Annotated in this window: 22 protein-coding genes and 8 tRNA genes; 18 read left to right on the forward strand and 12 right to left on the reverse strand. The window is 61.6% G+C overall.

Features of this window, described 5'->3' with window-relative positions:
* Positions 1 to 2: 2 nt before the first annotated feature.
* The 8 genes from ccoS to ccoN form a co-directional block, all read right to left on the reverse strand.
* Positions 3 to 242, reverse strand: a complete 240-nt coding sequence (gene ccoS / locus KUV86_RS10910; protein ID WP_222484779.1) for a cbb3-type cytochrome oxidase assembly protein CcoS — start codon at positions 240 to 242, stop codon at positions 3 to 5.
* A complete protein-coding gene (locus tag KUV86_RS10915) occupies positions 239 to 2,692 on the reverse strand; it encodes a heavy metal translocating P-type ATPase (protein ID WP_222484780.1) in 2,454 nt (817 codons plus the stop codon). The genes ccoS and KUV86_RS10915 overlap by 4 nt, the downstream gene beginning before the upstream one ends.
* On the reverse strand, positions 2,692 to 3,216 hold the full coding sequence (locus KUV86_RS10920; RefSeq protein ID WP_222484781.1) for a FixH family protein: 525 nt from the start codon (positions 3,214 to 3,216) through the stop codon (positions 2,692 to 2,694). The genes KUV86_RS10915 and KUV86_RS10920 overlap by 1 nt, the downstream gene beginning before the upstream one ends.
* Positions 3,216 to 4,643, reverse strand: a complete 1,428-nt coding sequence (gene ccoG / locus KUV86_RS10925; RefSeq protein ID WP_224908466.1) for a cytochrome c oxidase accessory protein CcoG — start codon at positions 4,641 to 4,643, stop codon at positions 3,216 to 3,218. Before ccoG ends, KUV86_RS10920 begins: the two co-directional genes overlap by 1 nt.
* Positions 4,644 to 4,770: 127 nt before the next feature.
* On the reverse strand, positions 4,771 to 5,703 hold the full coding sequence (gene ccoP / locus KUV86_RS10930; protein WP_222162700.1) for a cytochrome-c oxidase, cbb3-type subunit III: 933 nt from the start codon (positions 5,701 to 5,703) through the stop codon (positions 4,771 to 4,773).
* The gene (locus tag KUV86_RS10935; RefSeq protein WP_206941393.1) at positions 5,700 to 5,912 is read right to left on the reverse strand and encodes a cbb3-type cytochrome oxidase subunit 3; all 213 of its coding nucleotides are present in this window, start codon (positions 5,910 to 5,912) and stop codon (positions 5,700 to 5,702) included. The genes ccoP and KUV86_RS10935 overlap by 4 nt, the downstream gene beginning before the upstream one ends.
* A 2-nt stretch (positions 5,913 to 5,914) precedes the next feature.
* A complete protein-coding gene (gene ccoO, locus KUV86_RS10940; protein ID WP_222162701.1) occupies positions 5,915 to 6,532 on the reverse strand; it encodes a cytochrome-c oxidase, cbb3-type subunit II in 618 nt (205 codons plus the stop codon).
* A gap of 23 nt (positions 6,533 to 6,555) precedes the next feature.
* Positions 6,556 to 7,980, reverse strand: a complete 1,425-nt coding sequence (gene ccoN, locus KUV86_RS10945; protein ID WP_222162702.1) for a cytochrome-c oxidase, cbb3-type subunit I — start codon at positions 7,978 to 7,980, stop codon at positions 6,556 to 6,558.
* 165 nt (positions 7,981 to 8,145) lie between these two features.
* Between ccoN and KUV86_RS10950 the strand changes: the two genes are divergently transcribed.
* From KUV86_RS10950 to KUV86_RS10995, 10 genes are all read left to right on the forward strand, one after another.
* Positions 8,146 to 8,856 (forward strand): alpha/beta family hydrolase, encoded by a 711-nt coding sequence (locus tag KUV86_RS10950; protein ID WP_222162703.1) that lies wholly within the window; start codon positions 8,146 to 8,148, stop codon positions 8,854 to 8,856.
* A gap of 218 nt (positions 8,857 to 9,074) precedes the next feature.
* A tRNA-Val gene (locus tag KUV86_RS10955) sits at positions 9,075 to 9,150 on the forward strand.
* Between the two features lie 40 nt (positions 9,151 to 9,190).
* A tRNA-Asp gene (locus KUV86_RS10960) sits at positions 9,191 to 9,267 on the forward strand.
* Positions 9,268 to 9,295: 28 nt separating this feature from the next.
* A tRNA-Asp gene (locus KUV86_RS10965) sits at positions 9,296 to 9,372 on the forward strand.
* Between the two features lie 64 nt (positions 9,373 to 9,436).
* Positions 9,437 to 9,513: transfer RNA gene (locus KUV86_RS10970), tRNA-Val, on the forward strand.
* 3 nt (positions 9,514 to 9,516) lie between these two features.
* Positions 9,517 to 9,593 (forward strand) — tRNA-Asp (locus KUV86_RS10975).
* A gap of 322 nt (positions 9,594 to 9,915) precedes the next feature.
* On the forward strand, positions 9,916 to 11,928 hold the full coding sequence (locus tag KUV86_RS10980) for an NADPH-dependent 2,4-dienoyl-CoA reductase (protein ID WP_222484782.1): 2,013 nt from the start codon (positions 9,916 to 9,918) through the stop codon (positions 11,926 to 11,928).
* Between the two features lie 412 nt (positions 11,929 to 12,340).
* Entirely contained in the window at positions 12,341 to 14,263 is a 1,923-nt protein-coding gene (locus tag KUV86_RS10985) for a PrkA family serine protein kinase (protein ID WP_206941388.1), read from the forward strand.
* Between the two features lie 63 nt (positions 14,264 to 14,326).
* Positions 14,327 to 15,625, forward strand: coding sequence for a YeaH/YhbH family protein (locus KUV86_RS10990; protein WP_222162705.1), 1,299 nt, complete (start codon positions 14,327 to 14,329; stop codon positions 15,623 to 15,625).
* A gap of 181 nt (positions 15,626 to 15,806) precedes the next feature.
* The gene (locus KUV86_RS10995; RefSeq protein ID WP_206941386.1) at positions 15,807 to 17,372 is read left to right on the forward strand and encodes a SpoVR family protein; all 1,566 of its coding nucleotides are present in this window, start codon (positions 15,807 to 15,809) and stop codon (positions 17,370 to 17,372) included.
* 109 nt (positions 17,373 to 17,481) lie between these two features.
* On the opposite strand, the gene KUV86_RS11000 is transcribed toward KUV86_RS10995, so the two are convergent.
* The gene (locus KUV86_RS11000; protein WP_206941385.1) at positions 17,482 to 17,796 is read right to left on the reverse strand and encodes a high-potential iron-sulfur protein; all 315 of its coding nucleotides are present in this window, start codon (positions 17,794 to 17,796) and stop codon (positions 17,482 to 17,484) included.
* Between the two features lie 315 nt (positions 17,797 to 18,111).
* On the opposite strand from KUV86_RS11000, the gene KUV86_RS11005 reads away from it, so the two are divergent.
* On the forward strand, positions 18,112 to 18,387 hold the full coding sequence (locus KUV86_RS11005) for an Lrp/AsnC family transcriptional regulator (RefSeq protein ID WP_206941383.1): 276 nt from the start codon (positions 18,112 to 18,114) through the stop codon (positions 18,385 to 18,387).
* Positions 18,388 to 18,456: 69 nt separating this feature from the next.
* Complete coding sequence (locus tag KUV86_RS11010; protein WP_315900983.1) at positions 18,457 to 19,329, forward strand: DNA/RNA non-specific endonuclease; 873 nt, start codon at positions 18,457 to 18,459, stop codon at positions 19,327 to 19,329.
* A gap of 123 nt (positions 19,330 to 19,452) precedes the next feature.
* Here the strand turns inward: KUV86_RS11010 and KUV86_RS11015 are convergent.
* The 3 genes from KUV86_RS11015 to KUV86_RS11025 all read right to left on the reverse strand — a co-directional run bounded on the left by KUV86_RS11015 (position 19,453) and on the right by KUV86_RS11025 (position 19,863).
* A tRNA-Leu gene (locus KUV86_RS11015) sits at positions 19,453 to 19,539 on the reverse strand.
* Positions 19,540 to 19,615: 76 nt separating this feature from the next.
* Positions 19,616 to 19,702: transfer RNA gene (locus KUV86_RS11020), tRNA-Leu, on the reverse strand.
* Between the two features lie 74 nt (positions 19,703 to 19,776).
* Positions 19,777 to 19,863: transfer RNA gene (locus tag KUV86_RS11025), tRNA-Leu, on the reverse strand.
* A gap of 240 nt (positions 19,864 to 20,103) precedes the next feature.
* Between KUV86_RS11025 and rnr the strand changes: the two genes are divergently transcribed.
* The 6 genes from rnr to rplI all read left to right on the forward strand — a co-directional run bounded on the left by rnr (position 20,104) and on the right by rplI (position 25,639).
* Positions 20,104 to 22,536, forward strand: coding sequence for a ribonuclease R (gene rnr / locus KUV86_RS11030; RefSeq protein ID WP_222484783.1), 2,433 nt, complete (start codon positions 20,104 to 20,106; stop codon positions 22,534 to 22,536).
* Positions 22,537 to 22,661: 125 nt separating this feature from the next.
* The gene (gene rlmB / locus KUV86_RS11035; RefSeq protein WP_222162899.1) at positions 22,662 to 23,384 is read left to right on the forward strand and encodes a 23S rRNA (guanosine(2251)-2'-O)-methyltransferase RlmB; all 723 of its coding nucleotides are present in this window, start codon (positions 22,662 to 22,664) and stop codon (positions 23,382 to 23,384) included.
* Between the two features lie 284 nt (positions 23,385 to 23,668).
* Positions 23,669 to 24,040 (forward strand): 30S ribosomal protein S6, encoded by a 372-nt coding sequence (rpsF, locus tag KUV86_RS11040; RefSeq protein ID WP_206941380.1) that lies wholly within the window; start codon positions 23,669 to 23,671, stop codon positions 24,038 to 24,040.
* Positions 24,041 to 24,085: 45 nt separating this feature from the next.
* Positions 24,086 to 24,313, forward strand: coding sequence for a 30S ribosomal protein S18 (gene rpsR, locus KUV86_RS11045; protein WP_016853668.1), 228 nt, complete (start codon positions 24,086 to 24,088; stop codon positions 24,311 to 24,313).
* Positions 24,314 to 24,324: 11 nt separating this feature from the next.
* Positions 24,325 to 25,176 carry a hypothetical protein gene (locus tag KUV86_RS11050; protein ID WP_222162707.1) on the forward strand — a complete coding sequence of 284 codons (852 nt, stop codon included), beginning with the start codon at positions 24,325 to 24,327 and terminating at the stop codon, positions 25,174 to 25,176.
* A 16-nt stretch (positions 25,177 to 25,192) separates the two neighbouring features.
* Positions 25,193 to 25,639: a 50S ribosomal protein L9 gene (rplI, locus tag KUV86_RS11055; protein ID WP_206941376.1), complete on the forward strand. Its 447-nt coding sequence runs from the start codon at positions 25,193 to 25,195 to the stop codon at positions 25,637 to 25,639.
* Positions 25,640 to 25,784: the final 145 nt, after the last annotated feature.

Below are 25,784 nucleotides of genomic sequence, written 5' to 3' on the forward strand. Positions count from 1 at the left end.
GCTCAGGATCCAGGGGGTGGCGTGGAATCATGCTCGTCGGCTGCTGCGTCATCGACCGGCGTCTCTCTTGCCGGCTTTCTGGATGGGTTCGGTGTCGGCGGGTCTTCGTCCTCGAACAGGATGCGATAGGCAGGCCCCTCCAGATCGTCGAATTGATCGTTGCGAACCGCCCAGAAAAACGCCCATACCGCCAGACTCAACAGGATCAGCGACAGCGGTATCAACAGATAGAGAATGTTCATTGAGCATGTGCCGCTACGGCAAGACGTGAGGATGATGGCGGCGCCGCGCGTCGCAGGCGAAGGGCATTGCCTATGACCAGCAGCGAGCTGATCGACATGCCGATGGCGGCGAGCCACGGAGGCACGAAGCCCAGCGCGGCGGCGGGCAGCGCGACGACGTTGTAGAGCACTGACCAGGCGAGGTTCTGGCGAATGATGCGGCGCGTCTGGCGTGCGCTATGGATAGCCTGGACGATACGCTCCAGCGGCTCGCCGAGCAAGATCAGGTCGGCGCGAGTGCGGGTCAGGTCACTGGCGCCAGCAACGGCAATGGCGAGGTCCGCCCCGGCCAGAACGGGCACATCGTTGATGCCATCTCCCACCATGGCAACGACCTCTCCCGCTTGCTGACGCTTGCGGACCAATGTGAGCTTGTCCTCGGGACTGGCGTTGCCGTGCCACTGCGCTACCCCCAGCTGATCGGCCAGTGGCTGAACGTTGCCGGGGCGATCGCCGGACAGGATCTCGATCTCGATACCCGCTTCGCGGATAGCCGCAAGGGTCATGGCGGCGTCTGTGCGGGGCTGGTCGTGTAGCTGGAACCAGGCGACAGCCTGCCCCTCGCATGCCAGCAGCAGCCACAGGCCGTCGCCTGGTACGTCGAGGGGGGGCTGGCTGGTCAGGGCAAAGTCCGGGCGTCCAAGGCGCCAACACTGCCCAGCCAGGTAACCTTCGACACCCTGACCGGGGACGTTGCGAATGTCGCTGGCCGTGACTCGGGCGTCGCGCCAGGGCCGGAAGGCATGAGCGACCGGGTGCTCCGAGCCGACTTCCAGCGCTGCGGCCAGCTGACGAGGGTCGATGCCTGCAAGGCAGTCTGCCGTGAGGCGTCGGTGCTCGGCCAGGCGCAGCTGGCCTCGAGTCAGGGTGCCGGTCTTGTCAAAGATGATGCGGTCGAGGCGGGCCAGGGTTTCCAGCGCATCGGCGCGAGCGACCAGCACGCCGGCGCGACGCAGACGCCCGTGGGCGACGGTCAAGGCGGTAGGCGTGGCCAGTGCCAAGGCGCAGGGACAGGTGACGACAAGCACCGACAGGGTGACCCACAGGCTACGACTGGGGTCGATCCACCACCAGGCCATGGCGACCAGCGTGGTGATGATCAGCAGATTCAGGACAAAGCGGTGAGACACCTGCTCTGCCACCTTGGCGATACGCGGGCGATGGGCAAAGGCTCGGTCGGTAAGGTCAAGGATGCCCGCTGCGCGGGTCGCGTCACCGACACGCAGGACGTCGAGCTCCACCGGGCTGTCGATGCACAGCGTGCCAGCGTGAACGATATCGCCCTGTCGTCGTAGTGAGGGCAGCGACTCACCGGTCAGCAGCGATTCGTCGATCTGTGCCACGCCTGATGTCAGGACGCCGTCAGCCGGAATCAGTGAGCCAGGACTGACGCGCACGCGATCACCCGGTTCGAGCTTGCTGGCGGGAATGACCCGTTCGTCGCCATTGGCCTCGACGCGCACTGCAGCGCTGGGCAAGGCGCTGGCCAGAACGTTGCCCTGGCGCCCGTAGTGGGCGCGGGCGCGGGATTCCAGATAGCGACCGAACAGCAGGAAGAAGGTGAACATGCTGACCGAATCGAAGTAGCGATCTCCCGATTGGCTGACCACCGACCAGCAGCTCGCCAGGTAGGCGCCACCGATGGCCAGGGAGACGGGAACATCCATGCCGAGTATGCGCGAGCGTACGTCCCGCAAGGCGCCCAGGAAGAACGGTTGAGCGGCATACAGCACGACAGGCGTCGTCAGCGCCAGTGATAGCCAGGCAAACAGCTGGTCGAAATCAGCGCTGAGGTCCCCGCTGTCGACGTAATGGGGGATCGAGAACATCAGCACCTGCATCATGCCTACCGCTGCCACTATCAAGCGGCGAACCATCTGGCGCGACTGGTGCTTGAGGCGCAGTTGAGCCTGGTCGGGTTCGTAGGGTTGCGAGGGGTAACCGATGGCCGCCATCTCGGCAAGAATGCGTGACAGCGTCAGCTGACTCGGGTCCCAGCTCACCTGCAGGCGATGTTGCGACAGATTGACGGCGCTGCTGGCCAGACCATCGAGAGCGTTCAGGCGATGCTCGATGAGCCAGGCGCAGGCGGCGCAGGTGATACCGTCCACCGCCAGGGTGGCGACCTGATGCCCGTCGCGCTGGCGCACGAATCGGGCTTGCAGGCCGGGGTCATCGAAGACCTGGTAGCGTTCGGCGTCCGCGGGCGTGGCCGAGGGGCGCTCAGGCATGGCGGTGCGAAAGCGGTAATAGCTATCGAGGCCACCGTCGACAATGGCGTGAGCCACGGCTTCGCATCCGGGACAGCACAGAGGGTGCGCTTGCTGATCGATGGTGATCGACCAGTGGGCTCCTGCTTCCACCGTGGCGCCGCAGTGGTAGCAGGACCGCGGAGTATCGGTAGCCGGCATCACAGACCTGGCGTCAGGTGAATGGTGCCGTCTTGCGGGAATTCCGCCTCGCCGGTCAAGCGCCATGCAGCATCATCGCCGCTGCCGTCCTCGATCCATGGCTGGAGCTGCAGATACCAGCGGTAGCGAAGGTTGCGCTCCAGGGTGCCAACATATTGCCCACTACGGGTGTGGCTCAGGGTCAGCAGGCGGTCGCGATCGCCATCGGTGGGAAACTTCAGCTCCAGCTGGAGGCGCTCGGGGCGCTCGTCGCCGAGCAGCTGGACGACCACGTCCCCGGTGGTGGCATCGATCCGTAGATCGGCTGCCAGCCCAAGGGCTTCGGCGCGCTGCTGCTTTTCCAGCTGAACATTGATCGCCAGCCCCTCCTTGTAATAGTCGTCCGGTACCGAGCCATCGAAATAGCGGATCGACAGCGCCAGGTAGACCATGCTGAAAGTGACCGAGGACAGCAGCAAAGCAATCAGAAACCAGGGCCAGAACTGCTTGTACCAGGGTGGCACCTGGGGATCGGACGAAGACATCAGGGGGTGACTCCTATGAATCGACTTTCGCGTTCCACCGCGACCGAGGGATCGTCTTCAGCGTGCAGGCGGACGCTGATGTCGGCGCTACGCTGTTCCATCAAAGCAGGATTTACGCTTAGCGTCATCACCAGCTGCCGGGACGCGTTGGCGGGTACCTCGAGTGACTCGGTATCGCTCTGCAGGCCCTCGATGCCGGTGACTTCGATCAGATAGCGGTGTGCCTGATTGTCGAGATTGCGCACGGTGATGGCGTACGAGTTGGCGATACGCCCATCGCTCAGCGTCTGAAACAGCCGCGCCCGATCGCGCTCGACGTCGACGTCCAGCGGGGTGCGGTCGGCCAGGGTCCAGATAAACAGCCCGATCATCACCAGCAACGCCACCAGGTAGCCGATCAGGCGTGGCCTGAGCAAATGGGTCTTGTTGCCGTCAAGGGCATGCTCGGTGGTGTAGCGAACCAGACCCCGAGGGTACCCCATCTTGTCCATGACGCTGTCGCAGGCATCAATGCAGGCGGCGCAGGTGATGCACTGATACTGCAAGCCATCGCGAATGTCGATGCCGGTAGGGCAGACCTGGACGCAGAGTTCGCAGTCAATGCAGTGGCCGAGTCCCTGCTCGGTGGGGTCGGCACTGCGCTTGCGGGGGCCACGGGGCTCGCCTCGATGATAATCGTAGGAGACGATCAGCGTATCGCGATCGAACATCACCGACTGGAAGCGGGCATAAGGACACATGTACAGACACACTTGCTCCCGTAGCCAGCCAGCGTTGAGGTAGGTGAAGACAACGAAGAAGCCGACCCAGAAGTAGGACCAGCCGTTGGCTGACAGGGTGGCCAGGTCGACGACCAGGCCCTTGATGGGCGTAAAGTAGCCGACAAAGGTGATGCCGGTGGCGGCGGCGATGATCAGCCAGATCGCGTGTTTGGCGCTCTTGCGCAGGAGCTTATCGGCATCAAGGGCGCGCTTGTCCAGCTTGATGCGGCGGTTGCGTGGCCCCTCGATACGATGCTCGACCCAGATGAACAGAAACGTCCAGACGCTCTGGGGGCAGGTGTAGCCACACCATACCCGGCCGGCAAACACCGTGATGAAGAACAGGCCAAAGGCGCAGATGATCAAGAGCCAGGACAGCAGCACGAACTCCTGGGGGTAGAAGGTCGCCGCAAAGATGTGGAATTCGCGACCCGGCAGGTCAAACCAGACCGCAGGACGGTCTCCCCATGGCACCCAAGGCAACAGCAGAAATCCCAGCATCAGCGCCCAGTTGGCAGCACGCCGGGCCCGTTGAAAGACGCCCTTCATCTCGCGTACGTAAATATGACGGCGGCTCTCGTACATGCTGTGTGACGAGGGGTCTTCGGGTGTGTGGTGGGATACCGCGCTGTCGGTCACATCGTGGGTGGGTATCTTGTCGCTCATGGCAGGCTCGCATCGCTGACCGATCATTCGTCGTTGTGACGACGGTCAGTCTAGCGATCGTCAGGTAGGTGAGAGGCCAGTGCGGCGCTTGGCCGCACTGGATACGGGGGTGGCCCCCTCTTGTGGATTACTGCGCAGGCTGGCTCAGGCTGTAGACGTAGGCCGCCACCAGATGCACGCGCTCCTCGCCGATGTAAGCGGCCTGGGCAGGCATATGGCCATTGCGGCCGTTACGCAGCGTCTGGCGAATCGAGTCGGCCAGGCTCTGTCCCGGTGCCTGGTACAACCAGGTCTCGTCGGTCAGGTTGGGAGCTCCCAGCGCCTGGTTGCCGGTACCGTCAGGCGAGTGACACGCCGCACACACCGATCCGAACACCGCGCCCCCCTTGTCTGCGCGCTCGGCATCTTCGGCCTGACCGGACAGCGACAGCACATGCTGAGTCAGGTTCTCGATGTTGTCGGCGCCGAGTTGCTGCCACGAGGGCATCAGTCCGTTCCGACCGTTCTCGATGGTGGCGACAATGTGCTCGGGCTCGCCCCCGTACAGCCAGTCCGTGTCAGTCAGGTTGGGGAATCCGTAGCCGCCCTTGGCATTGGAGCCGTGGCAGATCGCGCAGTTGTTGAGGAAGATACGCTCGGCAATCTGCATGGCCTCGGCATCCTTGATCAACTCCGGCACCGGGATTTCCTGATACTTCTCGAAGATCGGTGTGAAGCGCTGTTCGGCCTGGGCCACTTCTTCCTCCCACTGGCCTTCCTGACTCCAGCCCAGCACGCCGGCGAAATTGCCCAGGCCCGGATACAGCACCAGGTAGCCAAGTGAAAAGATCACGGTGGCAACGTAGAGCTGGAACCACCAACGTGGCAGCGGGTTATCGTATTCCGCAATGCCGTCGGCGGTATGGCCGGTGGTCTCGACAGTACCGTCTGCATCAGGGCGCTTGTCGGTCTTGCGATTGGCCCATAGCAGCCAGAAGGCGAAGCCAATCGTGCCGAGCGTGATGACGATGATCCAGGCGCTCCAGAAGCCTGAGAGGGCATCACCCCAGAGTGTATTCATGTGTTCTTTTCTCCCCTGTCCTTTCGGGAATCGGCCTGTTGCTCGGCCATGCGGTCACGGTTCGGTTGCTCGTCGTCATCCGCGAACGGCAGGTTGGCTGCCTGTTCGAACTCGCGCTTGCGACGGCTGGAATACGCCCAGGCCACAAGGCCCAGAAAGGCGACCAGCAGAATGCCGGTGAGAATGCCGCGAAAGGTTCCGATATCCATGGTTACGGGCTCTTTGCCGAGTTGGGCAGTACGGTGCCAAGCTGCTGCAGGTAGGCCACCAGCGCGGTGATCTCCCGTTCGCCGCGAACATCGCTGGTCGCGCTGGCGATCTGTTCGTCTGTATAGGGCACGCCCAGGGTCTGGAGGGTGCGCATCTTGGCTGGGGTGTGTTCGCCATCCAGGGTGTTCTCGAACAGCCAGGGATACGCCGGCATGATCGACTCAGGCACCACGTCACGCGGGTTGTACAGGTGCGCGCGGTGCCAGTCGTCGCTGTAGCGACCGCCGACGCGGGCAAGGTCCGGACCGGTTCGCTTGGAGCCCCACATGAAGTTGTGCTCGTAGACGGATTCGCCTGCCACGCTGTAGTGGCCGTAGCGTTCGGTTTCCGCCCGGAAGGGACGAATCATCTGCGAGTGGCAGCCGACGCAGCCTTCCCGGCGATAGATGTCACGGCCCTCGAGTTGCAGCGCGGTCAGTGGCTTGAGGCCATCCACCGGCTCGGTCGTCTGCTTCTGGAAGAACAGCGGCACGATCTCGGCCAGGCCGCCAAAGCTGATCACCACCAGCACCAGCACCGCCATCAGGCCGACGTTCTTTTCTATGATCTCGTGTCTCATGTCAGTCTCGGTCCTTCATTGACTCAGGCGGTCTGTGGCAGGGGAGCACCGCTCTTGGCGGAACCCTTGACGGTCATCGCGACATTGACGGCCATGATCAGCATGCCGGTCACCCAGAACAGACCGCCGATCAGGCGCACGATGTAGCCGGGGCCGCTGGCCTCCACGGTCTCGACGAAGGTGTACATCAGCGTGCCGTCGGCATTGATGGCGCGCCACATCAGGCCCTGCAGGATGCCGTTGACCCACATGGCGGCGATGTACAGCACGGTGCCGATGGTGGCCAGCCAGAAGTGCACTGCCACCAGCTTGACCGAGTACATCTCGTTCTGACCGAACAGGCGGGGGATCAGGTGATACATCGAGCCGATGGTGATCATTGCCACCCAGCCCAGCGCTCCCGCGTGGACGTGGCCAATGGTCCAGTCGGTGTAGTGAGACAGGGCATTGACGGTCTTCACCGCCATCATCGGCCCTTCGAAGGTCGACATGCCGTAGAAGGACAGGGCGACCACCAGAAAGCGCAGCGTCGGATCGGTACGCAACTTATGCCAGGCGCCCGACAGGGTCATCATGCCGTTGATCATGCCGCCCCAGGAGGGGGCCAGCAGGATGATGGACATGACCATGCCCAGGGATTGGGCCCAGTTAGGCAGCGCGGTGTAGTGCAGGTGGTGCGGGCCGGCCCACATGTACACCATGATCAATGCCCAGAAATGGACGATGGACAGACGGTAGGAATAGACCGGGCGCTCGGCTTGCTTGGGCACGAAGTAATACATCATTCCCAGGAAGCCGGCGGTCAGGAAGAAGCCCACCGCGTTGTGTCCATACCACCACTGCACCATGGCATCGATGGCCCCGGAGTAGAGGGAGATGGAGTAGGTGGCGGTGACGGGAATGGCCGCGCTGTTGACGATGTGCAGCACCGCCACCGTCAGGATGAAGGCGGCGAAGAACCAGTTGGCCACGTAGATGTGCGAGGTCTTGCGAATCTTGACCGTGCCGAGGAACACGATGGCATAGGATACCCAGACGACGGCGAGCAGAATGTCGATGGGCCATTCCAGCTCGGCGTATTCCTTGACCTCGGTGAGGCCCAGGGGCAGGGTGGCGACGGCGCAGAGGATGACGGCCTGGTAGCCCCAGAACGTAAAGGCAGCCAGCTTGTCGCTGATCAGCCTTACCTGACACGTGCGTTGGACCACATAATAGGAGGTCGCGAACAGCGCGGATCCGCCGAAGGCAAAGATGACTGCGTTGGTGTGCAGGGGGCGAAGCCGACCAAAGCTTGTCCAGGGCAAGCCAAGGTTGAGTTCCGGCCAGACCAGTTGGGCAGCAAGTATGACACCGAGGGCCATGCCCACGATGCCCCATACCACCGTCATGATCGAGAACTGCCGGACCACCTTGTAGTTGTAGGTCGGATGTTCAAATGCTGTGCTCATGATCAGGTTCCCATCGATCGCGTAAAGGGGACGATCCCCCGGCCATAGTGCCTACCCAGCGGCAGTCTCAGAATGATGCAGATCAACAACCATTCAGAATTCTAGACCAGCACGGCTAGGGCTGGCACTTAGCCACTGGTGGCAGTGAACTTTGGAAATTTGTCCATGTCTGAAAATCTTTTATCCGACATTTTTGGTCAGGAATTGCGCCGGCAAAGCCCGTTTCACGGAGAACAGCACGGGCAATGGGAGGGCATTGGACCCTGCATCCTGGCGGGCCCTGCCAGTGACGACCTACTTCTTTTGACGCATGGTGCAGGCGCTGGGCACGATTCACCCTTTCTGGTCGCCTGGCGCAAGGCGCTGGCCGACGCCGGAGTGGCGACCTTGTCAGTGGAATTCGCCTACATGCGCCAGATGAAGGCGCTTGGGCGCCGGCGCCCGCCGCCCAAGGTCGATGTTCTGGTCGATGAGCTGCGCACCTGGCGTGACGTTTTGTCGCATAGCGTGCCTGGCCGCCTATGGCTGGGGGGCAAGTCCATGGGTGGGCGTGTGGCGACCCTGCTGGCGGCCGAGGAGACGGCACCTGGAGTGGTGGTAGCGGGTTATCCCTTTCACCCCCAGGGCAAGCCCGAACGACTTCGCCTGGCGCACTGGCCTCGCCTCAAGTGTCCAACGCTGGTGCTGCAGGGCACCCGAGATCCGTTTGGCACCCTCGAGCAAGTGCAAGGCTATGATTTGCCCGAGGTGGCCACCGTCGAATGGCTGGAGGACGGTGATCACGACTGGCTGACCCGGCGTGCCAGCGGCGTGACACGAGACGAACTGATGCAGCGCGCGGCAAAATGCGCAGCAACGTTGATGCAGGTGAATTGATGCCGCTACGGTCAGGGGGATGGGTCTCGCCATTTTTTTTACGGCTGTTTTGGCTCGTTGCGGAGGGCCGCTGAATCTCGTGAGCCCTTGTGCCGCCTGCGTTTCCGCCCAAGTCGATGAATGCACGGGCAAAATAGGCGACAAAAAAAACGAGAAAGATGGTTTGGCCGCGTTGACATCCCCCCGATGTTCTGTAGAATGCAGCGCCACGTGACCAGGGGTGGTTAGCTCAGTTGGGAGAGCACCAGCCTTACAAGCTGGGGGTCACAGGTTCGAACCCTGTACCACCCACCACCACCTTGGTGATGGCTGGACACGTAGAGTTGTAGACGTTGGACCGGTAGTTCAGTTGGTTAGAATGCCGGCCTGTCACGCCGGAGGTCGCGGGTTCGAGTCCCGTCCGGTCCGCCAACGTCACTTCTCGAATCGTCATCAATGTGGACCGGTAGTTCAGTTGGTTAGAATGCCGGCCTGTCACGCCGGAGGTCGCGGGTTCGAGTCCCGTCCGGTCCGCCACGATGACACGCCAAAGTCGATGAGCTCCAGGAAACTTGAGGCATCGCACCGTGTGAAATGATGTGGGTGATTAGCTCAGTTGGTTAGAGCACCAGCCTCACATGCTGGGGGTCACTGGTTCGAATCCGGTATCACCCACCACGCGGACCGGTAGTTCAGTTGGTTAGAATGCCGGCCTGTCACGCCGGAGGTCGCGGGTTCGAGTCCCGTCCGGTCCGCCATTTCGCTCGACCCAGCACACGCTGGAAAAAAGTCCGGTCACGTTGCCGGCAGTTATTCCGAAAAGCCCCGCTGCTTCTGCAGCGGGGCTTTTCTCGTTTTGGGTCCCCTCAAGGCGTTTACACCACACTGACGCTATGGGCTAGCCCATGGCGCTGGCGGGGTTCGCATCGTGTCGCTGCTTTTTGCCTTTCTGGGGTGGCGAGGATTGACTCGCTATCATACAGTTGTTTGAAAATAGCCGTAGACTGGTTGCCCTGATGCAGTGCCAGCTCCGGACCTCACGACAACAAGATTGCAGCCAAGGCTGCCAAGGACCGCGCCGTGACCGCCTATCCCCACCTGTTGGCCCCACTGAGACTGGGGCACCTGGAATTGCCCAATCGCGTGTTGATGGGCTCCATGCATACCAATCTGGAAGAGGCGCCGCAGGGGTTTTCCCGTCTGGCCGCCTTTTACGCCGAACGTGCTCGCGAAGGCGTGGCGCTGATCGTGACCGGTGGCATTGCACCGAATGCGGAGGGCGCCGTTTTTCAGGGGGCGTCGCAGTTGACCTCGGCTGAGCAGCTCGATGACCACCGCGGTGTTGTCGAGGCGGTACATGCACAGGGGGGGCGCATCTGCATGCAGATTCTGCATGCGGGGCGCTACGCGTATTCACCGGAGTTGGTAGCCCCTTCGGCGCTGCAGGCCCCCATCAACCCCTTCCAGCCGCGAGCGCTCAGTGACGATGAGGTCGAACAGCAGATCGAGGACTACGTGCGCTGCGCGCGTCTGGCGCAGCAGGCAGGCTATGACGGCGTCGAGATCATGGGCTCCGAGGGCTACCTGATCAATCAGTTCATTTGCCGCCGAACCAATGTGCGCGAGGATCGCTGGGGGGGCAGCTTCGACAATCGCTGTCGCTTCCCGCTGGAGATTCTTCGCCGCGTCCGTGCGGCGGTGGGAGAGCGTTTCCTGTTGATCTACCGGCTGTCGATGATCGACCTTGTGGAGGACGGAAGTACCTATGACGAGGTCATTGCGCTGGGCCAGGCGGTTGAGGCGGCCGGTGCCAACGTGATCAACACCGGCATCGGTTGGCATGAAGCGCGAGTCCCGACCATCGTGACCAGCGTCCCGCGAGCCGCTTTCACCGATGTGTCGCGACGCATGAAAGACGCCGTCTCGATCCCGTTGATCACCACCAATCGCATCAACATGCCGGATGTGGCCGAGCGGGTGCTGCGCGAAGGACATGCTGACATGGTGTCCATGGCGCGTCCGCTGCTGGCGGATTCGGCATGGGTGAGCAAGGCGAGGGAGGGGCGTGCTGCCGAGATCAATACCTGTATCGCCTGTAACCAGGCCTGTCTCGACCATACGTTCCAGGGCAAGCTGACGTCCTGTCTGGTCAATCCCCGCGCCTGTCATGAAACGGAGCTGACGCTTGAGCCCGCTGACCAGCCAGTGTCCGTGGCGGTGGTGGGTGGTGGTCCTGCAGGGCTCGCCACGGCAGTCAGTGCCGCGCAGCGTGGGCACAGGGTTACCCTGTTCGAACGTCAGCCGATCCTGGGTGGGCAGTTCAATTTTGCGCGCCGCATTCCCGGCAAGGAAGAGTTTGACGAAACGCTGCGTTACTTCCAGGTGATGCTGGACAAGCTGGAAGTCGACGTCAGGCTCTCCTGCGAGGCGGGTGTCAACGATCTCCTGGCCTTCGATCGTGTTGTGCTGGCCAGCGGCGTCAGACCCAGACCGTTGGCGTTGCCCGGCAGTGATCACCCCAGTGTGATGAGTTACGCCGAGGCCATCGATGCTCCTCAGCGTGTCGGGCGCCGGGTGGCCATCATCGGCGCTGGCGGTATCGGTTTCGATGTGGCGGAGTTGCTGACCCATACGGCTCCTGGTGATGACCCGTTGCAGGATTGGTGCGACGAGTGGGGGGTGGATCTTGAGGTCAGCACGCCAGGGGGGCTGAAGCCGGCCCGCCGGCCGCAGTCGCCACGACAGGTCTACTTGCTTCAGCGCAAGACGTCCAAGCCGGGCAAGGGGTTGGGCACCACCTCAGGTTGGGTGCACCGGGCATCCCTTCGTCATCGAGGTGTGACCGCGATGGCTGGCTGCGAGTATCGGCATATTGATGATCAAGGGCTGCACCTGAGCGTCGAGGGCGAGCCGCGTGTGTTGGAGGTGGATACGGTCGTGGTGTGTGCCGGTCAAGAATCGGTGCGCGAACTCGTGGCGCCCCTCGAGGCGGCGGGTGTCGCTGTCTCCATCATCGGCGGTGCCGATGAGGCGGCCGAACTCGACGCCAAGCGTGCCATTGACCAGGGGGTGAGGTTGGCGGCGTCCTTCTAGAGCCGTCATTCTGGTGGCGTCGGGCCAGCCCATCAGGATCTGGCTCGCGCCCCAGGCAAGCGTGATGAGAATTACTTAAGAAGTGTGCCGTTGTGTGCAATTTTGGTGGCTGCGGCAAGATGGCGCGGTAGACGGTGATGAGCCCCGTGATCAAGCGGCGGGCGTCGCTTTCACGGCTAGTGAATACCTCGCTTATCATGTTCATGGTCCCTCTTACGCCGAATTTCGTCTGGACAACGAAACGCTTCTGCTGGCAAGAGTTCTTATAGGTAAGGACGCTCAGCGTTGAAGACCTGCACATCGTTTTTGGCTAATGCTGTTCTACGCTGAGAGTACCCACTCGTGACTGGCGCTGGCTGACGGGAAAGGCCTGAGAGCCAAGAGCGAGTCCCGGGCATCACAGGAGGCATCGATGAGCATCTTCGACCACGTGCAGAACCGCTTCGCTCGCGTCCAGCAGGAAGAAATGTCCCTGCAGGAATATCTGGAACTCTGCCGTCAAGACCCTTCCGCCTACGCCAGTGCGGCTGAGAGAATGCTGGAGGCCATCGGTGAGCCAGAGGTGATTGACACCGCCAAGGACCCGAGACTGGCGCGAATCTTCTCCAACAAGGTGATACGTCGGTATCCGGCGTTCAGTGAGTTTCACGGCATGGAGGAGGCCATCGAGCAGATCGTGGCCTACTTCCGTCACGCCGCCCAAGGGCTGGAGGAGAAAAAGCAGATTCTCTACCTGCTTGGCCCCGTGGGGGGCGGCAAGTCATCCCTGGCCGAGCGCCTCAAGCTGCTGATGGAGCGTGTGCCGTTCTACGCCATCAAGGGGTCGCCGGTGCACGAGTCTCCGCTCGGGCTGTTCTCGCCCGAGGAAGACGGTGAGCTGCTCGAGAAAGAGTATGGTATCCCTGCTCGCTACCTGCGCAGCGTGATGTCGCCCTGGGCCGCCAAGCGGCTGAAGGAGTCCGGCGGTGATATCTCGCAGTTCCGGGTGGTCAGGCTGTACCCCTCGCGCCTCAACCAGATCGCCATCGCCAAGACCGAGCCGGGTGACGAGAACAACCAGGATATCTCGTCCCTGGTGGGCAAGGTCGATATCCGCCAGCTGGAGATGTATTCCCAGGATGATCCCGACGCCTACAGCTTTTCCGGAGGATTGTGCCGGGCCAACCAGGGCTTGATGGAATTCGTCGAGATGTTCAAGGCGCCCATCAAGGTGCTGCACCCCCTGCTGACGGCGACCCAGGAAGGGAACTACAACCCCACCGAGGGCATGGGCGCGATTCCCTTCGATGGCATCGTGCTGGCGCACTCCAACGAGAGCGAGTGGCAGGCGTTCCGCAACAACCGCAACAACGAGGCGTTCCTCGACCGCGTCTATATCGTCAAGGTGCCCTATTGCCTGCGGGTGTCCGAGGAAATCAACATCTACAAGAAGCTGCTGGAGCATTCGTCGCTCAATGAGGCGCCCTGTGCACCGGATACCTTGCGCATGCTCGCCCAGTTCTCGGTGCTGTCGCGTCTCAAGGAGCCGGAAAACTCCAGCGTCTACTCGAAGATGCGGGTCTATGACGGTGAAAACCTCAAGGACACCGATCCCAAGGCCAAGTCGATTCAGGAATATCGCGACAGCGCCGGCGTCGATGAAGGCATGGATGGTCTGTCCACACGCTTTGCCTTCAAGATCCTGTCCAAGGTCTTCAACTTCGACAATCACGAGGTGGCGGCCAACCCGGTGCACCTGCTGTACGTGCTCGAGCAGCGCCTTGAGCAGGAGCAGCTGCCCAAGGAGACCTTCGAGCGCTATCTGCGCTATATCAAGGAGTACCTGGCGCCACGCTATGTGGACTTCATAGGCAAGGAAATTCAGACCGCCTACCTGGAGTCCTACTCCGAGTACGGTCAGAACATCTTTGATCGCTATGTCACCTATGCGGATTTCTGGATTCAGGACCAGGAGTACAGGGATCCCGAGACCGGCGAGCTGTTCGACCGCCAGTCGCTTAACGATGAGCTGGAAAAGATCGAGAAGCCGGCAGGCATCTCCAATCCCAAGGACTTCCGTCACGAGGTGGTCAACTTCGTGCTGCGGGCGCGTGCCCAGAACAACGGCATGAACCCGGGGTGGCAGTCCTACGAGAAGCTGCGTGGTGTCATCGAGCACAAGATGTTTGCCAACACCGAGGAGTTGCTGCCCGTCATTTCCTTCAATGCCAAGGCGTCCTCTGCGGATATCAAGAAGCACGAGGATTTCGTGGCACGGATGAAGGATCGAGGCTACACCGAGAAGCAGGTGCGCCTGCTGTCGGAGTGGTACCTGAGAGTGCGCAAGTCGCAGTAGCCGTGAAGGCGCCGGGCCAGGCCCGGCGCCGGACACCCTTGTCGACTGCGCCCAGGAGGTCCCATGACCTACTTCATCGATCGACGAGCGAACGCCAAGAACAAGAGCGCGGTCAATCGCCAGCGCTTTCTTGACCGCTATCGCACCCATATCAAGCGCTCCGTCGAGGAGGCCGTCAACCGTCGCTCCATCACCGATATGGAGCGAGGCGAGAAGGTTTCCATCCCCAGTCGCGATATCTCCGAGCCAGTGTTCCAGCACGGCAGCGGTGGGCGACGTTCGATTGTCGCACCCGGTAATCGCGAGTTTCAGGAAGGTGATCGCCTGCGTCGCCCAGACGGCGGGGGCGGTGGTGGCGATGGCAGTGGAGAGGGTGGCGCCTCCAACCAGGGGGAGGGCATGGATGAGTTCGCCTTCACCCTGACCCGGGAGGAGTTCCTCGAGTTTGTCTTCGATGGCCTCGAGTTGCCCCATCTGGAGCGCAAGCCGCTGGTGGATGTGGAAGAAGTGCGCCCCGTGCGTGCCGGGGTCTCGAGAGATGGCGTGCCGGCTCGGATCAACATTGTGCGTTCGATGCGAGAAGCTCAGGCCCGTCGAATTGCCATGCGTGCACCGATTCGTCGCGCGCTGCGGGAAGCTCAGGAAGCGCTGGAAGTCGAGGAGCGCAAGGATCCCGTGCTCAAGAATCCCGCTCGCATCCAGGAGTTGAAGGCCGAGATCGAGCGTCTAGAGCGGCGTCTGGAGGCGGTTCCCTTCATCGATACCTACGACCTTCGCTACAACCATCTGATCAACCAGCCTCAGCCGTCCAGCAAGGCCGTGATGTTCTGCGTCATGGATGTATCGGGCTCGATGACCCAGGCCCACAAGGATATCGCCAAGCGCTTTTTCCTGCTGCTCTACCTGTTTCTCGAGCGCAGCTACGAGCGGGTCGAGCTGGTCTTTGTGCGTCACCACACTGCCGCCAAGGAAGTCGATGAGGAGGAATTCTTCTACTCACGGGAGACGGGCGGCACCATCGTTTCCAGTGCGCTCACCCTGGTCGACGAGATCATCGACAAGCGCTATCCCCCCGGCCAGTGGAACCTGTACGTGGCCCAGGCATCGGATGGCGATAACTGGGACGATGACTCGGTCAACTGTCGGGAGCTGCTGACTAAATCGCTGATGGGGCGCCTGCAGTACTTCACCTATGTGGAAATCACGCCTCACGCTCACCAGGCACTATGGGAAGAATACGAGCGGGTCGAGGCCGCCTATCCCGACCGCTTTGCCATGCGTCAGATTGTTGAACCCGGGGACATCTATCCGGTGTTCCGGGCCTTGTTCAAGCGCCGTGCGGACAGTGCGGCAAGGGGGTAGGCAGGCACAGGTCTGCCCTACGGCGGCAGCGGGACTGGCAAAGGGGAGCACGGTGAAGGGCGTGCCGTGTGTTGAAGCACCTCGCCAGGTAAGCCCCTAGCCACAGCCGTGTCTTGCAAGCGGACTCCCTTGCAAGCGAAGCATGTTGGACGAGCAGCGCCTTGGACGAAGAGGAATTGCCATGACCGCCTTGACCAAACGTCACGCCAAGCCCATTGCGACCGGCTCGGACTGGAGCTTCGACGACCTGACCGAGTTCGAGGCCGAGATCGCTCGGCTTGCGGACGAGTATCGACTGGACACCTACCCCAATCAGATCGAGATCATCACCACGGAGCAGATGATGGACGCCTACGCCAGCGTGGGCATGCCTGTGGGCTACCATCACTGGTCGTTCGGTAAGCAGTTCCTGGCCGTCGAGCAGGCCTATCGTCGTGGGCAGATGGGGCTGGCCTATGAGCTGGTGATCAACTCCGACCCCTGCATCGCCTATCTGATGGAAGAGAACACCCTGATGATGCAGGTACTGGTCATGGCACATGCCTGCTACGGCCATAATTCCTTCTTCAAGGGCAACTATCTGTTTCGGACCTGGACCGACGCCTCTTCGATCGTCGACTACCTGGTGTTTGCCCGCAAGTACATCAGTCAGTGCGAGGAGCGTCACGGTGTGCAGGCCGTCGAGCAGTTGCTCGACGCCTGTCACGCGCTGCAGAACTATGGGGTGGATCGCTACAAGCGGCCGTCTCCGGTATCGCCGGAGGAGGAGGCTCGACGGCAGAAAGAGCGTGAAGACTATCTCCAGGCTCAGGTGAATACCCTGTGGCGGACAATTCCCATGGGTGACGCCGGCATCGAGGTGCCGCCTGTGTCTTCCGACGATGACCCGCTGGGGCTGCACGGTGGCGGGCGTTATCCCCCCGAGCCACAGGAAAATCTGCTGTACTTCATCGAGAAGAATGCACCCTTGCTGGCGCCTTGGCAGCGGGAGGTCGTGCGAATTGTGCGTAAGCTGGCCCAGTACTTCTATCCTCAGCGGCAGACCCAGGTCATGAATGAAGGGTGGGCGACGTTTTGGCACTACACGCTGATGAATCGCCTGTTCGACGAAGGGGCCGTGGACGAAGGCCTGATTCTGGAGTTTCTGCAGTCCCATACCGCCGTCGTCAGTCAGCCCGCCTTTGACAGCCCTTACTACAACGGAATCAATCCCTATGCGCTGGGCTTCGCCATCTTCACCGACCTCAAGCGCCTCTGCGAGTCTCCTGATGACGAGGACCGGGAGTGGTTTCCGGACATTGCGGGAAGCGACTGGCGCGAAACGCTGAATTTCGCCATGCGCAACTTCAAGGACGAGTCCTTTATTCAGCAGTTTCTATCACCCAAGGTGATTCGTCAGCTCAAGCTGTTCCAGGTGGTCGATGATGATCAGGAGGACATGCTCGAGGTGGCAGCGATTCATGACGAGCGGGGCTACCGGCGGGTCCGTGAGGCGCTGTCCGCGCAGTACGCCTTGTCACTCAGGGAGCCGAATATTCAGGTGTTCGAGGCCGATATTCGAGGAGATCGTTCGCTGACACTCAGGCACGTGCAGGATCAGCGGCGTCCGTTGGCGCGTAGCGTCTACCCTGTGATCCGACACCTTCACCAGCTATGGGGCTTTCCGGTCAAGCTGGAGTCCTTCGATGGTGATGAAGTGGTGCGGCGTTACCAGTGGCCGCTGCCGGACAGCGAAGAATCCGCCTGACGCCGACAGCAGATAACCGACACGCCGCCGCAAAGCGATGCTTTGCGGCGGCGTGTTTTCTTGCCTGCCTTCTTTCTTCTTACTTAGTACCGGACCTCGGCACGCAGCCTTATGGCTTGGCCGTCCAGGATTGGCACCATCCGCCTGGGGCGACGCTATTCTGCGGGAATAGCTGGCAGCCCTCGGTTTCGGCATTGAAGAACATGCAGTTCGAGCAGAGCTCTCCGTCTTCGTAGGCGGCATTGCCGCTGGCATCGCTGGCCTTTTCGACGTATCCCAGAGCCTTGGCCTGGGCATTGTCGGTACTCAGGCGAGGCAGGCTCTGCGCCAGCGCAGTGCGAGACAGGACACCAGCACCCAGCGGCAGAGCGGCGATGCCCAGCAGACTGGTGCGCAGGAAGGCACGACGGCTGTGCTTGGTCATGGGGACTCCTCATTGTCGGAAGATGAGCGTCATACGGTCATGGTCAGGCCCGCGATGGGCCGGTCTTGGTGAGTCAGGATGCCTTGGCAGCCTGCTCCTGCGCTCTTGATGGCGCTGTCTTGCAAGATTAGCTAAGCCGTTGAGCCTTGGCGAATCGTCTCGTTGTGAGTGCGGCAATCCGCCGCGAAAAAAGCGGTCCGCGCAGTCGGCGGTGCAGGTGGTGAGGAGGCGCTGATATACTGCGTTGCCAAACCACCATGTTTAACATCCGCGCCCTGAGTCGTTGGCGTGGAGCGATGGGAAAGGAGCGTGATCATGCAGAATGCTGTGATTCTGATCAATGCCGAGAAAGGGCAGGTCAAGGCGGTGGCCGAGCGTCTGGCCGAGGTGGAAGGGATCAGCGAGGTCTATTCGACCTGCGGTCGCTATGATCTGGTGGCCATTGCCCGTACACGGGATTTCGAGAGTCTGGCGGAGCTGGTCACCGGGCGCCTGAATGCAGTAGAAGGCATTGCCGACACGGAAACGCTCAATGCGCTTCAGGTGCACTCGCGCCACGATCTGGAAACCATGTTTTCGTTGGGTTGGTAAGGGCAGGCCCTGCTGACCATTGTTCGTCCTGACTATTGTTCGTCCTGACCATTGCCAACAAGGAAGTATGTGGATCTCTCGCTTGATCGTCTGATACCTCGGCCGCGGCATTTCCTGGCCTCGCTGGCCATCGCCGTGCTTGGGGTTGTCCTGTGGTACTCCACCGAGCAGGGCTATCGCGACCGCATGAGCTGGATGGGGGTGACCGAGTGGGCGGAACCGTCCGCGCTGGCGTTCACCCGTGTGCTGCGTAATGAAGGGTACCTGCTGGGATGGTCTGATCTGCGCGTTGGTGCGCTGTGGGCGAGCTATGAACTGCGGCAGTCGGCGGATCACCGGGTGGGGCCTCGCCCCGGCTTCAAACAGGATTGGCGAACGCTGTGGCCCGTCAGCACGACCAGCTACGCTGGCAGTGGATATGACCGTGGGCACCTGGCTCCCAACTATGCCATGGCCAAGGTCTGGGGGGAGCAGGCTCAGCATGACAGCTTCCTGATGAGCAATATGATGCCGCAGAAGCCTGCCCTCAACCGTCAGCTATGGCAGCGCCTGGAAGAAGTCGTGATGGACCATTTTCTGCCGCGCTTCGGTCGCCTGCAGGTCATCACCGGGCCTGTCTATGCAGAAACCAGAGTCAGCGATCTCTCCCTGGATCGACTGCTGGATCGCGTCAGCTTTGTGGAGGTGCCAATCGGCTTCTACAAGGTGGTGGTGGTGCCCGGAGAGACTCCTCTGGCAGTCGCTTTTGTGATGCCCCAGAACGTGCGTGGAGATGAATCGCTGTCTCGCTATCTTGTCAGCATCGACGAGGTGGAAGCGATCACGGGCCTGAATTTCTTTCCGCGGCTGGGCCCGCAGGAAGAGGCGGCCTGGGAGGCTCGTGCGGGGGTGGGCGACTGGGCGCTGTCTCAGGTGGCTGAGTTGCCGTCGCGTTTCGATTGAGCGACGGGCTAGGGACTAAAGACCGGGTGCTAACACGCTGGATGCTGGAACGGCAGGCACAAAAAAACCGCGACGGGGCGCGGATTCTTGTTGGATCTGTCTGATCCTGTTGCTGCATGACATTGGTGCCCAGGAGAGGACTTGAACCTCCACGTCCGTAAGGACACTAGCACCTGAAGCTAGCGCGTCTACCAATTCCGCCACCTGGGCATGTCATGTTGTGTGCTCGTGATCTACGTTATCTGCTCGGCCTGTGTTCATCGATGCATGCCACAGCATGTATCGTTGGTGCCCAGGAGAGGACTTGAACCTCCACGTCCGTAAGGACACTAGCACCTGAAGCTAGCGCGTCTACCAATTCCGCCACCTGGGCGAACACGTGCGCTTTGCCGATAACGATGTATCAAAGAGCGTGACGATCTCCATCGTCGTGATCCCGAAGGATCTTGGTGCCCAGAAGAGGACTTGAACCTCCACGTCCGTAAGGACACTAGCACCTGAAGCTAGCGCGTCTACCAATTCCGCCATCTGGGCAAGTGGCGCGTATGTTACCGAAACTTTGGCATATTGCAAGCCTTTTGCGTCGCTGCTGGGAGAAAAAAACGTCGTACTGATGGCGCAAGCTCTGTATCCGGAGGCGCTTATGGTTGGGTGACGGCGCTGCTGGCGCTATACTGCGCGCATGTTAAGAGACAATTTCGAAAAGACCGCACGCTCGCGCCCGGGTGGCGGCGCACTCCTGCCGTCCTCGCCCCTGTCAAGGATGCCTTCCGCATGAACCATTGGACGCTCGACGCCGACGAACACGCCAGCCGCGAAGCCCATAAGTACGACAAGCCTGCTCCCTCCCGTGAATATCTGTTGAATCGACTCGAGGAAATCGGTACGCCGACGACCCACGAGGCGATGAGCGATCAGCTTGGCCTGGATGATGAAGACCTTCGAGAAGCGGTACGCCGGCGCCTCTCCGCCATGGAGCGAGACGGCCAGGTATTGCGCAATCGTCGGGGCGCCTATGCGCTGATCGATAAGCTGGACCTGATCAAGGGTAAGGTGCTGGGTCATCGCGACGGCTTTGGATTTCTGGTCCGCGATGATGGCAAGAAGCCTGACCTGGTCATGCCTCCTCGGCAGATGCGCCGAGTGTTTCACGGTGACCATGTGCTGGTGCGGGTCAGCGGGCGTGACCGTCGTGGTCGCGACGAGGCGACGGTGGTGGAAGTCATCGCGCGCAACACCCAGACGATCGTTGGCGTCTATCGGGAGAACACGCCTGAGTTCGGCGTGCTGATTCCCGAGAACAACCGCATTACCCAGGAAGTCATCATTCCCCACAGTGCTTGCGCTGGAGCGCAGGACGGGCAGGTCATCTCGGCGCGTATCGTCAAGCAGCCGGAGACCCGGGTCCAGCCTGTCGGGGAAGTGATCGAGGTGCTGGGTGAGCGCATGGACCCCGGGATGGAAATTGATATTGCGCTGCGAAGCTACGAGATCCCCTCTGAGTTTCCGCCGGATGTCATCGATCAGATCGCCAGCATGTCCGCTGAGGTAGCGGAGGACGACAAGCTTCATCGCATCGACCTGCGCGACAAGCCGCTGGTGACCATCGACGATGAAAGCGCCAAGGACTTCGACGACGCTGTCTGTGCCTACAAGACGCGTTCCGGAAGCTGGAAGCTGCTGGTGGCGATTGCCGATGTCTCGCACTACGTGCGTCCCGGCAGCCCGCTGGACCAGGAGGCCATTGCTCGGGGCAACTCGGTGTACTTCCCGGGGCAGGTGGTGCCGATGCTGCCAGAGCTGCTGTCCAATGGGCTCTGCTCGCTGAACCCTGACGTGGATCGACTGGCGCTGGTCTGCGAGCTGAACATTTCCAAGACCGGCGCGATCAGTCGCTATCGATTCTATGAGGCCGTTTTCCGCTCCCACGCCAGGCTGACCTACAACAAGGTGGCAGCCATTCTCCAGGATGACGGAGAAGAGGGCGATGCGCTGCGACAGCAGTACAAGGCGCTGGTACCGTCGCTGAAGAACCTGTACAGCCTGTATCAGCTGTTGCGAGAAGCGCGCACCGAGCGGGGCGCCATCGACTTCGAGACCACCGAGACCGCGATCGTCTTCAACGACGAACGCAAGATCGAGAAGATTGTGCCGCGCTCGCGCAACGATGCTCACAAGATCATCGAGGAATGCATGCTGGCCGCCAACGTGGCCACCGCGCGCTTCCTGGACAAGCACGACCTGCCAGCGCTTTACCGGATTCACGAGCGGCCATCGCCGGAACGCCTGGACAAGCTGAGGCTGTTCCTGAACGAGATCGGCATGTCGCTAGGTGGCGGTGATGAGCCCACGCCTCAGGACTATCGCGACCTGGCCGAGGCCATCAAGGGCCGTGACGATGCGGACATCATTCAGACAGTGATGTTGCGCTCCATGAGCCAGGCGGTCTACTCACCGCACAACGAAGGGCACTTTGGCCTGGCATATCCGGCCTATGCCCACTTTACTTCGCCGATTCGCCGCTACCCCGACCTGCTGGTGCATCGCGCCATTCGCTCGGTCATCCGCGGTCCGCGCCAGACCAATACCGTGTTGCGGGCCGAGGGTGCGCCGGTGGAGCCGCCGACCAAGTGGTGCCCCTACACCTTCGAGCAGATGCTGGAGCTGGGGGAACATTGCTCGATGACAGAGCGTCGGGCCGATGACGCCACTCGCGACGTGGAGGACTGGCTCAAGTGTGAGTTCATGTCCGACAAGCTCGGTGAGGTCTACGACGGAACCATCGCCTCCGTCACTCAGTTCGGTATCTTTGTGCGGCTGGATGATGTCTACGTCGAGGGGTTGGTGCACGTCACCTCATTACCTTCCGACTATTACCACTACGAGCCGGAAAAGCATCGCCTCAAGGGCGAGCGCACGGGAACCAGCTACCGTCTCGGCGACGGGGTGACCGTTCAGGTGGCGCGGGTCGACCTGGATGAGCGCAAGATCGATTTCGAGATGGCCGATGACAAGCCACGTCCTCGGCGCGCGCCGCGCAAGCGTCGTGGCGAGCCTGCGAGCAAGGCCAGCGAGACCGGTCACGCCAAGGCCGGCAAGCGTGGCAAGGATGGCGCCTCGTCCGAGGCCGAGGCGCCGAAGAAGAAGGGTGGGCGTCGTCGTCGTGGCCCTCGGCGTAATGCGCGTGGCAATGGCAATAAGGGGTAACGCCAGCGTGATCTGTTTACAGGAGGGCCTGCGTGGCCAAGCATGAATCCAAGCGTCAACGTCAGCGTCAGCCACGGGGTGGTTCTGGCGCCGCGGCGCCCGCAGGTCTCGATGGCGTCTTCGGCGTGCATGCCGTCCGGGCCATGTTGGATCGCGGCGAATCCCCTCGCGAACTGTGGCTGCAGGAAGGTGAAGCGGGCCGACGCTTGCACGACCTGGTCGAGCTGGCGCGTCAGCGCGGGGCACGTGTGAAAGCGGTGCCCCGAGACGAGCTGGACCGCCTCTCCCAGGGGGCTTCCCATCAGGGAGTCGTCGCTTTCTGTCCGCCGTTGGCACCGGAGAGCGAGGAGTCGCTCTGGCATAAGCTGAAGGCATGGCCGCTGGAAACACCGCCGCTGCTGCTGATTCTTGATGGGGTCACTGACGTCCACAACCTGGGAGCGTGCCTGCGCAGCGCCGACGCCGCTGGCGTGCATGGGGTGCTGGTGCCCAAGGACAAGTCGGCGCCGCTGAATGCCACGGTGCGCAAGGTGGCCTGTGGTGCTGCTGAAAGTGTGCCGGTGTATCAGGTGACCAACCTGGCGCGGGCCATGGCGCGGCTGAAGGAAGAGGGCGTGTGGATCACCGGAACGGCAGGCGAAGCCGAAGGCAGCGTCTTCGAGGCGGATCTGCGCGGCCCGACGGCGCTGGTCATGGGGGCTGAAGGCAAGGGCATGCGCCGCTTGACCCGCGAAGCCTGTGACACGCTGGTCAAGCTGCCGATGGCCGGGGCGGTCTCCAGCCTCAACGTCTCCGTTGCTACCGGTATCTGCCTGTTTGAGGCAGTGCGACAGCGTTCATCGTCCTGATAGTGGTAGAGAGGGATGGTGGAGAGTGGTGGTAGAAAGAGGTGATAGACAGAGGTGATAGAAAGAAGCGGTAGCAAGACCGCCTGTCCTCGCCACCTGGCTAAAAGAGAGGAAAGTGATGTTCGGGTTGCATCACGCCGCTTGACTCCGTAGAATCCATGCGCCCGTGCGTTCTGCGCGGGACAGGTTATTTGTTATTCACTCCTTGCTTCCCCCGGCGTCGAGCGATGTTCTTGACACCCGCTCAGGCCCCTGCGGAAGCTGCCAAACCGAAAGGAGAATCCATGCGTCACTACGAGATCGTCTTCATGGTCCACCCGGACCAGAGTGAGCAGGTTCCGGCCATGGTCGAGCGCTACACCAGCATCGTCACCGAGAACTCCGGTACCGTTCACCGTCTCGAAGATTGGGGTCGCCGTCACCTGGCCTACCCGATCAACAAGATCCACAAGGCCCACTACGTGCTGATGAACGTTGAGTGCAGCGGCGAGACTCTCGAGGAAATCGAGAACATCTTCCGTTTCAACGACGCCATCATCCGCAGCCTGGTGGTGCGCTGCAAGGAAGCCATCACCGAAGCGTCTCCGATGATGAAGCCGGTGGAAGAGAAGCGTGCCCGTCGCGAAGAAAAGCCGCGCACCGCTGAATCCGCCTAAGCCGCGCATCGCTAGTTCTGCAACGCACGTATAAGGAGTCTTTCCATGGCACGTTTTTTCCGTCGCCGCAAGTTCTGCCGTTTCACCGCTGAAGGCGTGAAGCAGATCGACTACAAAGATCTGGACACCCTGAAGGCCTACATCACCGAGACTGGCAAGATCGTTCCCAGCCGTATCACCGGTACCAAGGCCCGTTACCAGCGCCAGCTGTCTACCGCGATCAAGCGCGCACGCTACCTGGCTCTGCTGCCCTACACCGACAGCCACCAGTAAGTCATCAACCGATGCTGCCTGTCGCCCGATGGTCGATGAAAGGGACGCCCCAGGCGGCGCTGGTCGCCCTGGTGGCGTCTGCGGTGCCCTGGCTGTTCTGGTTCGGGGCCGCTATCGCCGCTCTGGTGACGCTGCGCAAGGGCATGGCGCCGGCGTTGCCGGTGATTGCTGCCGCAGCGGTTCCTGCGGGCTGGTGGTGGACGCAAGGGGATCCGATTCCTCTGGCGACGACCTTGCTGGCGCTGTTGATGGCGGTCGTGCTGCGCTCTCGCATGCGCTGGAGCGAAGCACTGATCCTGGGGTCTCTGGCGGGCGCGGCGATGATCCAGATCGGGGTGTTTCTGCCCCGGGCGGACACCGCCCTGATGCTGGATCAGCTGCGTCAGAGCTCGTCCGAGGTAGCGGCCATGCTCGACGAGCTGGCGGCCCAGGGCGTCGACCCCACACAGCTGGCCGAGCTGGTCATCAGCGGGGTCACCGGCCTGGTTGTCATGCTGGCCTCCGTGGCTTGCCTGGCACTGGCCCGTAGCTGGCAGGCGGGACTCTACAACCCCGGTGGTTTTCGGGAAGAGTTCCACGCCATGCGGCTCAGCCCTCGGGAGCTGATTCTGCTGGTGGTGCTGGTGATTGCCGGCTCGCTGCTTGGACTGCCTGGCATCGGCATGCTGGCCTGGATACCGCTACTGATGGCGGGCATCGGCCTGACACATGGTGTAGTTGGACGTAAGGGAATGAACGGGTTGTGGCTGGTCGCGTTCTATCTGCTGCTGATCACCACCTGGCCCATGATTCTCATCGTGCTGGTTGTGGCCTTGATCGACACCTTCGCGGATTTCCGCGGTCGTCTAGGTCACAGCAACTGACATAGAGGTTTACGAGATGGAAGTCATTCTGCTCGACAACATTGGCAAGCTGGGCGGTCTTGGTGACAAGGTCACCGTCAAGCCTGGCTACGGCCGTAACTACCTGGTGCCTTACGGCCTTGCCGTGCCGGCCACCAAGGACAACATCGCTGCTTTCGAAGCACAGCGCGCCGAGCTTGAAGCCCAGGCCGCTGAGCGCAAGGCCGAGGCGGAAGCCCGCGCCGAGCAGCTCAACGATATCGAGCTGTCTCTGGTCGCCAAGGCCGGTGACGAAGGCAAGCTGTTCGGTTCCATCGGTCCGCGTGACCTGGCGGAAGCGATCTCCAGCGCTGGAATCGATGTCGCCAAGAGCGAAGTGCGTATGCCGGAAGGCCCGATCCGTCAGACCGGTGAGTACGACATCGTGCTGCACCTGCACGCTGACGTCGACGCCGCTGTGCGCGTGGTGGTGGTGGCCGAATAAGGTCATCTCCCACGGCAACAGCAAGGGCGCGGGAGTGATATCCCGCGCCTTTTTTTATGCCCGCGATCCGCGGAGCTACGGTCTTGCGAGAGGGTGGAGATCGGCTAGACTGGAAGCCCTTTACCGACCGGCAGTACATGTGTTG

Source organism: Halomonas sp. DP8Y7-3 (assembly GCF_019801675.1).
Classification (GTDB): domain Bacteria; phylum Pseudomonadota; class Gammaproteobacteria; order Pseudomonadales; family Halomonadaceae; genus Halomonas; species Halomonas litopenaei_A.

Excerpts from the sequence above, each read along its gene's own strand:
- KUV86_RS11005 (WP_206941383.1), top strand. The coding sequence starts at position 18,112 with ATGCAGAATGCTGTGATTCTGATCAATGCCGAGAAAGGGCAGGTCAAG.
- KUV86_RS10950 (WP_222162703.1), top strand. The coding sequence starts at position 8,146 with ATGTCTGAAAATCTTTTATCCGACATTTTTGGTCAGGAATTGCGCCGG.
- KUV86_RS11000 (WP_206941385.1), bottom strand. The coding sequence starts at position 17,796 with ATGACCAAGCACAGCCGTCGTGCCTTCCTGCGCACCAGTCTGCTGGGC.
- ccoN (WP_222162702.1), bottom strand. The coding sequence starts at position 7,980 with ATGAGCACAGCATTTGAACATCCGACCTACAACTACAAGGTGGTCCGG.
- KUV86_RS11050 (WP_222162707.1), top strand. The coding sequence starts at position 24,325 with ATGCTGCCTGTCGCCCGATGGTCGATGAAAGGGACGCCCCAGGCGGCG.
- rpsR (WP_016853668.1), top strand. The coding sequence starts at position 24,086 with ATGGCACGTTTTTTCCGTCGCCGCAAGTTCTGCCGTTTCACCGCTGAA.
- KUV86_RS10995 (WP_206941386.1), top strand. The coding sequence starts at position 15,807 with ATGACCGCCTTGACCAAACGTCACGCCAAGCCCATTGCGACCGGCTCG.
- KUV86_RS10985 (WP_206941388.1), top strand. The coding sequence starts at position 12,341 with ATGAGCATCTTCGACCACGTGCAGAACCGCTTCGCTCGCGTCCAGCAG.
- ccoG (WP_224908466.1), bottom strand. The coding sequence starts at position 4,643 with ATGAGCGACAAGATACCCACCCACGATGTGACCGACAGCGCGGTATCC.
- ccoO (WP_222162701.1), bottom strand. The coding sequence starts at position 6,532 with ATGAGACACGAGATCATAGAAAAGAACGTCGGCCTGATGGCGGTGCTG.
- ccoS (WP_222484779.1), bottom strand. The coding sequence starts at position 242 with ATGAACATTCTCTATCTGTTGATACCGCTGTCGCTGATCCTGTTGAGT.
- rplI (WP_206941376.1), top strand. The coding sequence starts at position 25,193 with ATGGAAGTCATTCTGCTCGACAACATTGGCAAGCTGGGCGGTCTTGGT.
- rpsF (WP_206941380.1), top strand. The coding sequence starts at position 23,669 with ATGCGTCACTACGAGATCGTCTTCATGGTCCACCCGGACCAGAGTGAG.
- KUV86_RS10915 (WP_222484780.1), bottom strand. The coding sequence starts at position 2,692 with ATGCCGGCTACCGATACTCCGCGGTCCTGCTACCACTGCGGCGCCACG.
- KUV86_RS10990 (WP_222162705.1), top strand. The coding sequence starts at position 14,327 with ATGACCTACTTCATCGATCGACGAGCGAACGCCAAGAACAAGAGCGCG.
- rnr (WP_222484783.1), top strand. The coding sequence starts at position 20,104 with ATGAACCATTGGACGCTCGACGCCGACGAACACGCCAGCCGCGAAGCC.
- KUV86_RS10935 (WP_206941393.1), bottom strand. The coding sequence starts at position 5,912 with ATGGATATCGGAACCTTTCGCGGCATTCTCACCGGCATTCTGCTGGTC.
- ccoP (WP_222162700.1), bottom strand. The coding sequence starts at position 5,703 with ATGAATACACTCTGGGGTGATGCCCTCTCAGGCTTCTGGAGCGCCTGG.
- KUV86_RS10920 (WP_222484781.1), bottom strand. The coding sequence starts at position 3,216 with ATGTCTTCGTCCGATCCCCAGGTGCCACCCTGGTACAAGCAGTTCTGG.